Annotated in this window: 13 protein-coding genes; 3 read left to right on the forward strand and 10 right to left on the reverse strand. The window is 69.6% G+C overall.

Going from position 1 to position 14147, the window contains the following annotated elements; translation table 11 throughout:
• Positions 1 to 144: 144 nt before the first annotated feature.
• Together NBG84_RS09935 and NBG84_RS09940 are read right to left on the reverse strand one after the other, a co-directional pair.
• Positions 145 to 789 carry a dihydrofolate reductase family protein gene (locus NBG84_RS09935; RefSeq protein ID WP_250918962.1) on the reverse strand — a complete coding sequence of 215 codons (645 nt, stop codon included), beginning with the start codon at positions 787 to 789 and terminating at the stop codon, positions 145 to 147.
• 175 nt (positions 790 to 964) lie between these two features.
• On the reverse strand, positions 965 to 1756 hold the full coding sequence (locus NBG84_RS09940; protein ID WP_250918963.1) for a VOC family protein: 792 nt from the start codon (positions 1754 to 1756) through the stop codon (positions 965 to 967).
• Between the two features lie 445 nt (positions 1757 to 2201).
• Here NBG84_RS09940 and NBG84_RS09945 point away from each other — a divergent pair, with 445 nt between their 5' ends.
• Entirely contained in the window at positions 2202 to 2867 is a 666-nt protein-coding gene (locus NBG84_RS09945) for a beta-glucanase (protein WP_250919156.1), read from the forward strand.
• A 222-nt stretch (positions 2868 to 3089) separates the two neighbouring features.
• On the opposite strand, the gene NBG84_RS09950 is transcribed toward NBG84_RS09945, so the two are convergent.
• Both NBG84_RS09950 and NBG84_RS09955 read right to left on the reverse strand, forming a co-directional pair.
• Entirely contained in the window at positions 3090 to 4571 is a 1482-nt protein-coding gene (locus NBG84_RS09950; RefSeq protein WP_250918964.1) for an acyl-CoA synthetase, read from the reverse strand.
• A gap of 342 nt (positions 4572 to 4913) precedes the next feature.
• On the reverse strand, positions 4914 to 5606 hold the full coding sequence (locus NBG84_RS09955; RefSeq protein WP_285366544.1) for a LysE family transporter: 693 nt from the start codon (positions 5604 to 5606) through the stop codon (positions 4914 to 4916).
• 71 nt (positions 5607 to 5677) lie between these two features.
• On the opposite strand from NBG84_RS09955, the gene NBG84_RS09965 reads away from it, so the two are divergent.
• Positions 5678 to 6118, forward strand: a complete 441-nt coding sequence (locus NBG84_RS09965; protein WP_250919158.1) for an Lrp/AsnC family transcriptional regulator — start codon at positions 5678 to 5680, stop codon at positions 6116 to 6118.
• Between the two features lie 17 nt (positions 6119 to 6135).
• Here the strand turns inward: NBG84_RS09965 and NBG84_RS09970 are convergent, their stop codons facing one another.
• The 5 genes from NBG84_RS09970 to NBG84_RS09990 form a co-directional block, all read right to left on the reverse strand.
• Positions 6136 to 7740, reverse strand: a complete 1605-nt coding sequence (locus NBG84_RS09970; RefSeq protein ID WP_425608601.1) for a sensor histidine kinase — start codon at positions 7738 to 7740, stop codon at positions 6136 to 6138.
• Between the two features lie 19 nt (positions 7741 to 7759).
• Positions 7760 to 8803 carry a rod shape-determining protein gene (locus NBG84_RS09975; RefSeq protein WP_250918965.1) on the reverse strand — a complete coding sequence of 348 codons (1044 nt, stop codon included), beginning with the start codon at positions 8801 to 8803 and terminating at the stop codon, positions 7760 to 7762.
• Positions 8804 to 8970: 167 nt separating this feature from the next.
• Positions 8971 to 9912, reverse strand: a complete 942-nt coding sequence (locus tag NBG84_RS09980) for a quinone oxidoreductase family protein (protein ID WP_250918966.1) — start codon at positions 9910 to 9912, stop codon at positions 8971 to 8973.
• Positions 9913 to 10139: 227 nt separating this feature from the next.
• On the reverse strand, positions 10140 to 11504 hold the full coding sequence (locus NBG84_RS09985) for an amidohydrolase family protein (RefSeq protein ID WP_250918967.1): 1365 nt from the start codon (positions 11502 to 11504) through the stop codon (positions 10140 to 10142).
• A 593-nt stretch (positions 11505 to 12097) separates the two neighbouring features.
• The gene (locus tag NBG84_RS09990; protein ID WP_250918968.1) at positions 12098 to 12658 is read right to left on the reverse strand and encodes a hypothetical protein; all 561 of its coding nucleotides are present in this window, start codon (positions 12656 to 12658) and stop codon (positions 12098 to 12100) included.
• Positions 12659 to 12799: 141 nt separating this feature from the next.
• On the opposite strand from NBG84_RS09990, the gene NBG84_RS09995 reads away from it, so the two are divergent.
• Positions 12800 to 13519, forward strand: a complete 720-nt coding sequence (locus tag NBG84_RS09995; RefSeq protein ID WP_250918969.1) for an SCO2400 family protein — start codon at positions 12800 to 12802, stop codon at positions 13517 to 13519.
• A gap of 110 nt (positions 13520 to 13629) precedes the next feature.
• On the opposite strand, the gene NBG84_RS10000 is transcribed toward NBG84_RS09995, so the two are convergent.
• A complete protein-coding gene (locus tag NBG84_RS10000) occupies positions 13630 to 14067 on the reverse strand; it encodes a MarR family winged helix-turn-helix transcriptional regulator (RefSeq protein ID WP_250918970.1) in 438 nt (145 codons plus the stop codon).
• Positions 14068 to 14147: the final 80 nt, after the last annotated feature.

Below are 14147 nucleotides of genomic sequence, written 5' to 3' on the forward strand. Positions count from 1 at the left end.
CCGCTCGCTCTGCCTCAGGCCGCAGCCGTGGAGGCGCTCCGGCTGGCGACTGGCCGGTACCCGGTGTCAGAAGCAGGCCGGCAGATCGGACGGATCCAGTCGGAACGGGCGACTGCGGAGACCGCGATCGGGTCGCCCCTGAAATCACCTTCGCCAGAACAGATGGTGTATCACTCCGCTCGGACTGGGCACGACCTCCAGATGGAACCGGTCGGCCAGTTCGTCGGGCGACTCCCAGAGCCGTAGGCCGGACCCCAGCTTCACCGGGGAGACGGCCACGTGCAGGGTGTCGACGAGGTCGGCGTCGAGGAACTGCCGGATGGTGGTGACTCCGCCGCCGAGCCGGATGTCCTTACCCCGCGCTGCTTCCCGTGCCTGGTCGAGGACCGTGGCGGGGTCGCCGTCGACGAAGTGGAAGGTGGTGTCGGAGAGCGTGAACGAAGGGCGCTCGTGGTGGGTCATGACGAACACCGGGGTATGGAACGGGGGCTCGTCACCCCACCAGCCCTGCCACTCGTGGTCCTGCCAGGGCCCGCGCTGGGGACCGAACTTGTTGCGGCCCATGATCTCGGCGCCGATATTGCGGGCGAAGTCCCGCGTGAAGTAGTCATCCAGGCCCCGGCTGCCTCCGGAGTCAGTGCGCATGGGCCAGCTCGCCGTGGCTCCGGCCCAGGCGAACAGCCGCTCGGGCGCGACATGGCCGAACGGCCTCTCAAGGGTCTGGTCCTCACCGGCACCGACGCCGTCACTCGAAACGCTGAAGTTCTGGACCCTCAGTAGCTGAGCCACGTGTTCCTCCTGTGCTGTCGACAACGGTGGTAGGACTCGCCGGGCGAACAGAACTCATCGGTTCGTCCGGGTCGGGTCGGGGACTGGGGCGACCGGAGACCTGGCCCGGGGGTTCGGCCGCAGGTGCGCGGGGTGCTCGCCCACGGCCCGTGCCGCGCCGTCAGATGAGGCGGGGCTAGATGAAGCGGGGTGGTTCACCCGTCTGCTTGTCCAGATCGAAGACCGTGAACACCGCGCCCTGTTGGTCCGTCACGGTGGCGAACCGGCCGAACGGGCTGTCCATCGGTCCCCACAGGACCTTCCCACCGAGCTGGGTCGTCTTCGCGGCGGCGGCATCGGCGTCCGGTACGGAGAAGTGCACATTGATGAAGGGCGGGGCATCCGGCGGAAACTCGTTCTCGATCTTCATCCGGCCGGCCACCGGGTCCGCGCCGACACTCCACAGCCGGAAATCGACGCCCTCCTCATCCATGCGCTGGACGTGGAAGGGGAAGACGGCGGGAAAGAAGGCATCGGTCCGTGCCACCTCCCTGGAGCACACGTCCGACCATGCATAGGCGCCGTGCTCGCCGTTCTTCTTCTCAAATCCCTGGTGCTTGCCCGCCTGCCAGGCACCGAAGGAGACACCGGATGGGTCTGCCCCCAGGACCATGGTCCCGAGGTCCCCGACCGCCATCGGCTCCACCGCCACCGTGCCGCCGTTCTGGCGGATCTTCGCGGTGGTGGCGGCGGCGTCCGATGCCGCGAAGTAGAGGGTCCAGGCGGCGGGGGCGTCCATACCGGGCATTCGCTGCACGATCGCACCCACGGCTTTGCCATCGGAGTAGGCCGTGGTGTAGCCGCCGAATTCGTTTGCCGGGTCGCCGAAGGTCCACCCGAGGAGTTCGCCGTAGAAACTCTTCGCCCCCTCGATGTCGGGGAACATCGCATCGACCCAGCACGGAGTGCCATCTGGTTGTACGGCCATGGGGCACCACCCCTCAGTGGAACGTGTTTTCGACTCTTCTTCACGCTAGGGGGCCATGGGGAGTGGCGCGCGTCGAAACCAGATAATCGAACGCTATTCGTACGATGGGCGGTCGGATTTGCCTCGTCGGGCGCCCGCGGGTGTTTTTGGTGGGTCTTGTCCATGCATTCGCCAGGCGCGTTGTGGCGTTTCGGGTTCCTGGGGAGTGGGAGCCGAACCCTCGTTCGTGGCTTTATGTGATAGGTGAATTACTTTCGGTGAGCGTGTCGGCATATGCCGCTCCGCTGCGGGCAGAACCGCTCCAGGGATTCCCTGCACTGGGAGGAGTCACGTGCTCACTGACCTTCTCGCCTGGTTCAAACGACTCTGGGGACGGCTCGGCGGTGCGGCCGCCGATACCGCCGGCGATACGACCGTCGACGCCGACAGCGGTAGGGCCGGGAACATCGACACCCCGGACCCGCCCACCCCGGTCTTCACCGCCGACTTCGCCTCCACCACCCAATGGGTCGCCGGGCATTCCTGGGCGTATCCCAATGGCGGCCCCACCAACCCCGGCGACAACAAACTCGACTACCTGGTAGAGGACCCCTCCTACAGCCGCACCGGTGTCTTCAGGGCCACTCGCCGTCCGGACGGCAAATGGGATGCCGGCCTGCTGACCACCGAAGGCAGCGACGAGGGATTCATGGTCCGCGCGGGCGACGCGCTCGAAGCCCGGGTGCGACTACCGGAGCAGATGGGTGCCTGGCCGGCGATCTGGACCTGGCTCGACGGCGACCAGGAGATCGATGTCTTTGAATACCACCCGGACAACCCAGACCTACTGGAACTGTCCAACCGGGTGAGGGGCAGCCACCGCTACTACCGTGACCCCGCGATCAGACCCGGCGGCTGGGTGGTCCTACGGGTCGACTTCGGCGTTCGCTCGGTCCAGTGGTGGATCAACGGCGTACAGGTCTTCGCAGACCGCCGTGGAGTGGGACGGCGTTGGCGCGCCTATCTCATCGTCAACCTCTCGGTCTGCGCCGGCCGCTACCACCCGGCACCCAGCCTGGACACCACGGAGATGTCCTACGAGGTGGAGTATCTGCACGTCTACCGCCCGTGACCCACCCCGCTACGGGCGCGAGGTCCTGGAGGGCCCATCCCACGGCGGCGTAGCGGGATCGGTCCCGGTCGTGCCCAGGAGGATCCGGTCCCAGCGTTGCCCCCGGAGATCCGGTCGCCGCCGGGTCGGTGACCGGGGGGAAGCGGCGGATATCGAGGTGAGCGGCTGAAGGGCGGCGTTCCGGCCGCGGCAGCCGCTCACCCGAGCGGAGAGGCCCAGGAATCAGGCCGGCGGCCCGGCTCCCAGGGCGCGTTTCATGATCTTTCCCATGTCGTTGCGCGGTAGCGCATCGAGGAACCGAACCGTACGCGGGCGCTTGTGGGGGGCGAGCTGAAGGGCCACATGAGCCATCAGCTCCTCCTCCGGCGGTGGGGCGTGCGGCTCCGCGGCCACGATCCACGCCACCACCCGCTCACCGAGATCCGCGTCCGGCTCCCCGGTCACCGCCACCTCACGGACACCCGGATGATCCAGCAACGCGTTCTCGATCTCGCCCGCGCCGATCTTGTAGCCACCGCTCTTGATCAGGTCGGTGGCCCGCCGCCCCACGATCCTGACCGAACCGTCCGGGTCCAGTACCGCCATGTCGCCGGTACGGAACCACGCGCCGTCGAAGGCGGCCGCGGTGGCCTCCGGGCGGTTGAGGTACTCGGTGAAGAGGCTCTCGCCGCGCACCTGGATCTCGCCGATGCTCTGGCCGTCACGCGCGGTGATCGCCGAGCCGTCATCATCGGTCAGCCGTAGCCGCACCCCCTTGACCGGGATCCCCACCGAACCAGGCCGTGGCTCACCGTCGGCGCGCACACTGGTATTGATCAGCGTCTCGGTCATCCCGTACCGCTCCACCACCCTGCGGCCGGTCGCCGCCTCAATGCGCTCATGGTCATGGAGGGGCAGCGCCGCAGACCCGGACACCAACAGCCGTGCGCCCGCCAGGGCCTTGGCCACCGCCCGGCCCGACTCCTCGCCCTCGACGCCCGGCGCGCCCGTACCGCCGAGTACCTCCGCCAGCCGGTGGTACATCGTGGGCACCCCGAAGAGCATGGTGCCGCCGTCCCCCAACTCCTCGGCGACGCCATCCACCGAGAACCGTCCCAGGTGCCGCACCTCACCGCCTCGGCGCAACGGCCCGAGGATGCCCAGAATCAGACCGTGCACATGGAACAGCGGCAGCCCGTGCACCAGCACATCGTCGGCGGTCCAGTCCCAGGCGTCCGCCAGCGCGTCGAGGTTGGTGGCGATGGCCCGTCGCGGCAGTACGGCGCCCTTCGGCGGACCCGTCGTACCGGAGGTGTAGACGATCAGTGCGGGGGTGAGCGGGTCGGGGTCTTCCGGTAGCGGCCCGACCGTCCCGGCGACGGGGATGTCAACGCGCTCCAGCAGTCCAAGGGCCCCCGGTAGGTTGACCTCGGGTCCCGCCAGTACCGCCGCCGGGGCGCTGTCGGCGACGATATGCGCCAACTCCCGCTCGCCGGTCTTCGGATTCAGCGGAACCACCGGCACCCCGGCGAGAAGCCCGGCCACCACACCCACCGCGGTCTCCAGCGTCGGTGTCGCCCAGAGAGCGAGCCGCGAGGCGCCACCCACCCGAAGGGCCAGCGAGCCCGCCGCGCCGGCCAGTTCGCCATAGGTCAGTCGGCGCTCACCGAACCGGAGCGCGGGCCGGTCCGATCCGGATTCGAGCGCGGGGAAGAGGTCACTCACTCGTCGTTCCTCCATCGTGGGCGGGGTCAAGACGGCACGGCTTGTCCCATTCTCCCCGCCTGCTCCCCGCTCGGGCGAGGCGCTGACCGGCATGGTCGGGAGTTTTTGGCTGCCATCACCTGCCACCTGTCAGCCATGCCGGTCAGATGGAGGCGAATGGCCTCTCGGTTCAGCGGACGCTACGCCGGTGACCGCCACGACGATGTCACCGGTGGACATGGCGTGCATCGGGCTAGCCCTGGCGCCAGGGCCGTACGGGAGCCGAGTCAGGCCAGCGACCGGCCTCCCGGCGAGCGGAACCACCCCGACCGGCGCACCGGAGCCGGTTCGCCCGCAAGGTATTCACAGCGCCGGCAGGGGGAGCGCCACCTTCAGCGCGTACACCGCCACCAGCATGAAACCCAGCCGGAACGTCCACACCCGAGCCGTGTTCGTCAGCCGTGCCCCGGCGTAGGCACTCACCCCCACCAGCGCTTGCTGCCACACCAGCGAGGCCGCGAAGACCGCGGCCACGAACACCACCCCCATTCCGCCCGCGCCGAGCGCGGCCCCCTGAGCGGTGGTCAGCGCTACGAAGTAGAGCGCGGTGGTGGGGTTGATCAAGGTGAGCGCGGCGAACCGTAGGAAGACCCGAGCGGGTGAGCCGCCGCCCCGCTGTGCCGCGGTGTGCCCAGGCGACCGTCCGGGCGCGTCGGTTGCCACAGGTGGTGGGGGAGCGATGGGCGCCTCGTCGGGCTGAGCCGATGCCCGTGCGGCCAGCAGCCCCCGGACCGCGATCACACCCAACACCACCGCGGACACCAGCCGCACCCATGCCTCGATGTCCGCGAGCGCCGACGCCACCAGCGGCCCCAGCGCCGTCGCCGCCCCGGCGTACACCATGTCCACCAGCGCGACCGCCGCCGCGCCCGCCACCGCGCCCCGGTAGTCGCGTAGGGCCTGTTGGACCAGGAGAACCCCGACCGCCCCCATCGGCAGTGCCACTCCCAGACCCGCCACCGCGCCCGCCACCGCTGTCTCCGCTATATCGCCCATGCCACGGCACTATCGGGGGCGGGCCGCCGCTCACGCGGCCGTGTTCCGGTGTGGGCTGCGACAATCGCGGAATGGACCCACTGGACAGCGAAATCCTCGGTGTACTGCGGGAGGATGCGCGGATCTCCTACCGCGATCTGGGCGTACGGGTCGGGCTGAGTGCCAACGCGGCCGCCGACCGGGTCCGCAAAATGGTCCGCGACGGTGTCATCCGGGGCTTCACCACACTGATCGACCCCACCGCCGACTCCCGGGCCGGACTGCTCGTCTTCATCGACATCACCCTGCGGCCCGACACCACCAACGAGGAGTTCGAACGGGTGGCACTGCGGCTGCCCGGTATCACCGAGGTGGTCCACGTAACGGGCGCGCATGACTATCTCGTACGGGCCAGGGCAGCCGACCCCACAGCGTTGAACGCCCTCCTCGGCACCCTGAAACGGGAGGCGGGCGTCGCCCAGTCCCACACCCGCATCGCCCTGCGAGCCGCGATCGACGGCCCTACCCGCTGAGCGGGACGGCCGGGTCCCTACCTGGGCGCCTGCCAACTCACCGTGGTCCCCGCGCCGGTGTCCTCGCCACGGCCGTCATCCCGCACCATCAGTCGAACCCCGGCCGTGCCGTCCGGCAACTGGATCGTCGCGTCCACATCCACCTCGACCACGGAGATGTCCGACCGCTCCCGCACCGCCGTCAGCGCCCCGCGCAGTGCCGTGAGCAACTGCTGATCCGTCGGCTCCCGCACCAGAGCGTCCACCGCGCCACGGAAACGCACCGAGGGCCGGAAGCCCAAGGCGGTCGAGATCGCGGCCGTCTCCCGTAGCACCCGACTGCGCAGACTCGACGGCGTCTCGGTGGGCGGCTGCTGAAGCGCGAAGATCGCGGTCCGCACCTCCTGGATGGTCGAGTCCAACTCGTCGACCGCCCGGGAGAGCAGTTCATCGGCGTTCCCCGCGGTGTCCCTCCGCCGGGTGGACTCCAGCATCATCTCGGTCGCGAACAGCCGCTGCACCACCAGATCGTGCAGATCGCGGGCGATCCGGTCGCGGTCCTCGTACACCGCCAACTGCTCGCGGTTGTGCTGGGCGTCCGCCAGCACCAGGGCCAGCGCGGCCTGCGAGGCGAACTGGGTGGCCAGCAGCCTCTCCACCGCCGTGTACGGGCGCCCGTACCGCTTTCTGGGAAGTGCGAGCGTGCCGATCAACCGGCCACCGCTCTGCAGCGGCAGCATCATCGAAGGGCCGAAGCGGGTGCGGACATGCGTGGTCATCCGGGGGTCCGTCGCCGAGTCCTCGATGAACACCGGCTCCCCGCCGAGGAGTTGGACCAGCACGGGCGATCCGGGCGCGATGGTCGTACCGACGATATCGCCCGGGTCATCCGTCGAGGACGCGGCCACGATCTCCATGCCGCCATCCGCGGTGGGTTGGAGCACCACTCCGGCGGACGCGTCGGCCAGGATGCGGGCCTGTTCGGCGACGGTCATCAACGCGTCCTCGGCGCTCTCCCCGGTCAGCAGCGCGTTGGTGACCGCCGCCGCCCCCTCGATCCAGCGCGCCCGCTGCCGCGCGCTGGCGTAGAGACGGGCATTGCCGATGGCGATACCGGCTTGGGACGCGAGGACCTGGAGCACCGCGAGATCGTCCTCGGTGAAAGGGCCACTGCGTTTCTCGGAGAGGTAGAGATTGCCGAACACCTCGGTGTGGACCCGGATCGGCACCCCGAGGAAGGACCGCATCGCCGGATGGCCCTCCGGGACGCCGGCGGCCCGTGGGTCGGTGGTGACATCGTTGATCAGCAGCGGCTGGGGGTCGCGGATCAGGGTGCCCACCAACCCGGTTTCCCCGGTCGGCAGCGCGCCGATCTGCTCCCGCTCCGCGTCGGTGATGCCCGAGGTGAAGAGCTCCGTGATCTGTTTGCGGTCGGGGTCGACGACGCCGAGCGCCCCGAAGCGCGCTCCGGCCACCTGGGTCGCGGTGTCCACGATGTACTGGAGCGTGGTGGGCAGGTCCAGGTCGATGCCGATACCGAGTACCGCTTCGAGGAGCAAGGGGAGCTTCGGTGCCGCGTCCTCCTCCAGGGGTGGCGCGTGGCGCTCCTGCTGATCCGTTTCTTCACCCTTCGAACCGTTCACGCCTGGTGTGCCTCCGCTGTTACTCGACCTCGGCCAGCGGGTTGAGCACCAACGGCTGGATCTTGCCCTCCAGCATGGCGCCAAGACCCAGGACAGCACAGATGTCCGGCCGTTCCGCGATCTGCACCGGCATTCCGGTCGCGTCCCGCAGCATCTGATCAAAACCCGGCAGCAGTGCGCTGCCTCCCACCATCATGATCCCCCGGTCAGCGAGGTCTGCGACCAGGTCGGGTGGGCAGTCCCGCAGCACCTTGCCGATGCCGTCGAGTACGGAGGTGAGCGGGGTGTGGATGGCGTTGCGGACGGCCGCGGTGTTCACATGCACCGAACGCGCCAGTCCGGTGGCCACGTCCCGACCGTGGATCTCGGTTGACTCCGGGCCCTTGGATGTGAGGCCGTTGCCGTGCAGCGCGATCTGGAGGGGGCGTACCGACTGGCTGGGCAGCATCAGCTCGTGCTGGGTGCGCAGATGCTGGATCACCGCATGGTCGATGGCGTTGCCGCCGACGGGGACCCGCGCGGCCGTGACGATCGAGCCGAGCGAGAGCACCGCGATCTGGGTGGTCGCCGCACCACACACCATGATCATGGTCGCCGTCGGCTGCTCCACCGGAAGACCACAGCCGACCGCCGCCGCGATCAGGGTGTCCACGAGGACGACCCGCCGCGCACCGAGGCCGACGAGCGTCTCCACGGCGGCGCGCTGGGCGAGCGGATCGCTGAGGTGGGGAGTGCAGGCCGCGGCGCGCAGTCTCGGCTTGCGGCGCAGCTGGCGGCGGAGCTTCTCACCGAGGAGATGGCGGAGCATCCGCTGGGCCATGTCGATATCGACGACCGTGCCGCCGGAGACGGGACGGGCGACCTGGATGTAGTCGGGGGTGCGGCCGGTCATCTGCTCGGCGAGCGCGCCCACGGCGACCAGGCAACCGGTGCGGGTGTTCACGGCGGCGACACTCGGCTCATCGACAACGAGACCGACACCCTTGACGAAGACCCTGGTCCGCGCGGCCCCCAGGTCGACGGCGACATGGCAGCGGCGCAACTGTTCCAGACTGACGGTCACGGCGAATCCTCCCGAGTGCGGTACCTGATCGCATCGTCGGGCGGCGGCGGAGCCGGCGCGCGCTGAGTAGGCCGCTCGGGGGAATCCGTGGTCGGGTGAATCCGTCTGCGGTGAGCACATCCGCTCCCTGACCCGGGGGAGCCAGGGAGCCAGGACAGTGCCCGGGGTCAGGGAACCAGGACGAGTTTCCTACCCGCCCCGTGAACCTGGCGTTCCCAGGCCGCTCCGACATCCCGTAGCGGAACCGCCTCGGCGTCCACGGCGATCGTCTGTTCGCCGATCAGCCGCGTCAGTGTCAGATAGGCGTCCTGGCGCACCGGTAGCGGGCACTGGAACAGGGCGTAGCCCCGTAGGTCCACGCCGCGGGAGCGCAGGACGGCCGCGGGGAGTGTCATCTCGGGATCGGCCATGTGCCCGAGTTGGATGTGGCGGCAGCCTTGCGCGGCGGCCTGGAGGGCGGCCAGTGCCGGGGCTCCCCAGAGCGGGTCGATGATGACGTCGGCACCGCCGTCGGTCGCCTCGCGCAGTCGTTGGGCCGGATCGCCGTCGTCGCCATCGATGGCGACGACGGCGTCGGCACCGATGCCGGTGAGGGCGGTGAGTCTCTCCCCGCCCAGATCCGCGGCCACCACCCGTCCGGCGCCCTGTGCCCTGGCCGCCTGTACGGCGATCCGGCCGAGCGCCCCGGCGGCCCCCAGGACGAGGACGGTCTCCCCGGGGACGAGTTTTGCCCGCCAACTGAGCGCGGTCCAGGCCGCCAGCCCGCTGTTGCCCACGGCGGCCGCTGAGATGTCGTCGGCCGCCGGGTCCACCGCCAGCAGGGCATCGCGCGGGACCAGCGCCCGTTCACCCCAGGCTCCGAACGGGGGAACGGTCACATCGAAGAAGACCCGGCTGCCGTTCTCCAGCAGTCCGATCCCGTCACTGCCCGGCACGAAGGGCACCTTCGGAGGGGTGGCGTAGAACTTCCCGGACGACATCAGCACGGTGAAGTGATTGACCCCGGCCGCCGTGATGGTGACCACCGCCTCGTCTTCGGCGGGTTGCGGGTCATCGAAATCACCGTAGTGCGGGGCCTTTCCCAGTTCGGTGATAACAGCTGCCTTCATGACTGCGTCGCCGCCTTTGCCTTGGGTGGCCCGGTCGCTGCCGACTGAGGACCGAATACCGTACGGACACCATCTCTCATGTGCCGGACGGTCGCGGGGTGGCGGACGTCCCTGTGTGCCCCGAGCCGTCCGGCACGGGCCTTCGTTCCCCATCAGGGCCCCTCGCCGGGCGGCACGGGATTCATACGGCGAAGCTCTCTCTTCTCAGGTTGCAGGTGCAGGTCGAGCTACCGGACGCCCGCGTTGGTCTGCTGCCATTCCGGGGTGAGTCCGGCGGCGGTCAGCACGCTGTCGCGGGACTCCTCGGCGAGTGCGCGTAGGCGGGGCATGTCGACGCCGACCAGCCGGCCGTCCCGCTTGCGGATCTCGCCTCGGACGATGACGGTGTCCACGTTCGATGTGTCGGCGCTGGTGGTGACCGTGGCGACGGGGTCCACCAGGGGCATGGTGTTGATGCTGTCGGCGCGGATGAGGACGATATCGGCGTCCTTGCCGATGCTCAGTGAGCCGACCCTGTCCTCAAGGCCGCAGGCGATCGCTCCGTTCAGAGTGGCGAACTGGAGCAGGTCGGCATGGGTGAGCCGGGCCGTGAAGGGGACGTCGGCATCGTCGCCGAAGGACCGTATGCGGTCCTGGGCGAGGGCGGTGCGCATCTGGGTGAACATGTCGCCGGGTGCGGTGCACACGACGTCCACGCTCAGGGTGGGGTTCAGACCCCTGTCCATGGCCCGGCCGGTGGGCGGGTGGCCGAGTCCGAGGACCATCTCCACATACGGCGCGATGGAGATGGTGCCGCCGGTGTCCGCGATGTGCTGGATCTCCTCGTCGGTCGTCGTGGTCGCGTGGACATAGGTGGTGTCCGGTCCCATCAGACCGGCCTTGTGGAGTTCGTTGACGGCCTGGGTGTGGAGTCCGGTGATTCGCATGCCGACATGCACGGTGATCCGGGAGGCGAGTTCGCGTGCGAGGCGCCAGTCGTGCTCGACGATCTCCGGGCGGCAGATTCCCGGACCGCGCAGGGCCATGGCGAAAGTGAGCAGATCGTTGTCGGACGAGAAGTGCTCGGACCGTACCCGGCGGGCGTCCTCGGAGTGGGGCAGCACACTGTCCACCCATGCCTCGGCGCTGGCGGGTGTGCCGTGTGCGTACATGGCGCGGATGCCGGCTTCGCGCAGCCCGGCTATTCCGGCGTCGGTGTGTTCGGGGGTGTTGTTGCAGTGCGACCAGTCGACCAGTGTGGTGATGCCGGCGTTCAGCGCTTCCAGTGACCCGAGCAGATTGCCCGCGTAGATGTCCTGCGGGCGGTAGGCCGGGCCCAGGGTGGCGATCATGGCGCCGAGGTACTGGTCGATGGTGCACGAGGGCAGCAGTCCCCGGGTCGCGGTCTCCCAGGTGTGGCGATGGGTGTCGATGAAGCCGGGGATCACCACGGTGCCCGTGGCGTCCACCACCTCGGCGTCGACGGTGTCGAGGCCCGGTGCGACAGCGACGATCTTGCCGTCCTCGACCAGGATGTCCGTCTCCGGGCGGTTCCCGATCGCGGGGTCCTGCGAGACCACGAAACCGTTTTTGATCAGAAGTCGATTCGCCATTTCTCATGTCCCGTCGTTGGTGGAGCTGACGAAAAACCTTGAGGCACCGCTTCCGGGCTTCGGCCGGAACGGTGTCGCGCCCGGCGCCCACTCATGGCCAGTATCGTAGGTATATAAGCCATAGATTCGAATAGTCAATATCTTTCGAAAGTTTTCCTAAGGTTCGGAAGTTGCTTCTGGGGTGTGACCGCAGGGTCGCTCAGGGTTGCCGACCGCGGTCGTGGGTGAGGGTGAGACGGCGGCTCGCAAGCCCGCCGACGGCCTTCCCGATGGCATCGGACACTCCGGTGGCCCATGCCGCTCACCCCGGGCGGCTGACTCCGGCGGGGCCGCGCCCGGGAGTGTCTACTCGCCGGTGGGTGGCCTCACGCGTCGGCGATCCGGCCTGGCTCCTCGGTCGATCCGGCCTGGTTCCTGGGTTCGGAACGGGCGCGCGCAAGACGTCGGCCGGACGTCAGCCGCCCCCGCGCTCGGCGACCCGCTGGCGGTCCCCGCGACTGCGGGGAAGCGCGCTGGGTGGGTCATGTCTCCGGGGCGGCCCGGACGGGCCGCCCCGATGGGCCCATCGGGGCGGTGGGGCCGCCGTAGCCGCCTCACAGCAGCCGTTGCAGCAGTCCCCAGCAGAACTCCGCGGTACGGATCTCCCCGCCCGGGAGCGTCAGCGACAGCCCCCAGCGGGTGGGGGCCGAGCCCTGGAGGGGAGTGGCGGGCGCGAAGGCCCGCGCCGCCTCGTCGACCGTGCAGGACCAGGGGCGCAGATCGTCCGCGGTGGTCAACTCCGGCCCCGCCGCGCCTCGGGCACGTACCAGCCATTCGTTCCACACCGCCCCGCCCTTGGCCGCGGCCAGCACCTCAAAGCGGAGATCGGGCCAGAGCGGCACCGGCCACAGCAGCGCGTCGCACTCCAGATCGCCGACGCGCTTGCGCTCGACGAGCTCGGGTTCGCCGAGGACCGAGCGGTACCGGCTGAGGGACCCTCGGCCCCCAGGCGAACGCACCATGGCCTGCCAGCGTCGGTTCGCCTCCCGCATGACGGCGGTCGAGGCCCCCAGCTCCCGCCGGGCGTCGTCCACCAGCTCCGGGTGGAAGTCAGCCATCCGCCGCAGTAGGACCAGCTGGAAGTCAAGGGGCCCCAAGGGCGCTGCGGCGGTCATGGGCACCATCCTGCCCCGCCTGACACCCACGCTGACGTCAGAAGCGTGACGTGAATCCACTCGCATGGGTGATGTTCCCTCACTGGATCCTCACACCGTCCCTCACCTCTAACCCCATCAGCCTCATAGCCTTTCTGCCTCATGGACTACTGCCTCCCATGCCGACGACACCTCAATGGAGCGCTCGCCTGCGCCGGCTGCGGTACGCCCGCCGATCAGGTCACCCAGCCGCCCCCCGGCCCGCTGGGTCAGCCCGGACCTCCCGGACCTGGGCGGGGGTTCAACGAGGGCGTCGACGGGGCCGAGGTGATCGAGTGGGACCAGGTGCCCCCGCGGCGGGCGCCTGCTCGGCGTGGTGCCACCGCTCCGCCCAGGACCGCCGCGCGCCGGGCTCGCACCAGACGCGGGCGCAAGGCGCTGATCGGGGGCGTGGGGCTTGCCCTGGCGGCCGGCGCGCTGGGGTTCTTCGAACTCACCGGTGACGACGACGGCGCCGCCACGGCCGTCAAGGAGAGCGCCAGGACCGAGACCGAGCCTGCGCCGGAGCCCTCGACCGAGGGCGAATCCCCGAAGCGGCCGGCTGAGGTGATCGAGCCGCCGGCGACCAGGGGCGCCCCGGTGCCCCAGCGCCCGACGGACCCCACCACCCGTTCCCGGGCGGAACGCGGCGGCGGGCCGTCCCCGACCGGGCCGGCCTCCCGTACGGCTACCTCACCGCCGGCGCCCACCCCGAAGCAGCCATCCGCGACGGCCGGCCCCAGCGGTTCGACCAGGCCGGGGCAGCCTCGTGTCTCGCCGCCTCCGCTGCCCGAGCCGGCGCCGTCCGAGAGCTGTGAGCGGTTCCTGTGGTGGTGCGTCTAGGGGCTGTTCGCCGGGATCGGGGATCGAATCCCCAACAGGTCAGCCATCAGTGCGCAAGTCAGTCATCAGCGGGGCAGCCATCAGCGGGGCAGCCGTCAGTGGGCCAGCCCTCAGCCGGGTCTCTCCGCGCCCAGCACCCGCTTCAGCAGGTCCCGCAGCACCCGGCGCTCATCGTCCGAGAGCTGGGCCAGGGGTTCACCCGCGAACTCCAGCGAGTCCCGCAGCCGGCGGGCCGTGCTCGCGCCCTCCTCGGTGGGTACGGCCAGTTTCACCCTGCGGTCCTGGGGGTCCGACCGACGCTCGACCAGGCCACGGGCCTCCAGCCGATCCACGATCCCGGTGACGTTCGACGGTTCGCAGGTGAGCTTCTCCGCTATCCGGCGCATCGGCAGTGCCTCGGCCGTCAACAGCCCCAATACTTTGGCCTGGGCTCCGGTGAGTGCGTGCTGCGCCGCTGCCTGCTCGTACTCCGAGTTGTATCGGGCCACGATGGTGCCGATGAGGTCGACTACTTCGCGTGTCAGGGGGTCACTTCGCGGTGGGGCCATGACGCACACGGTACTCCGATACTTGACATAGTGAAATATTTAGGTCAATGGTTGTTTCACCTAGTGAACCTTTTCCAGGA

Source organism: Streptomyces albipurpureus (assembly GCF_023701525.1).
Lineage (GTDB): Bacteria > Actinomycetota > Actinomycetes > Streptomycetales > Streptomycetaceae > Streptomyces > Streptomyces albipurpureus.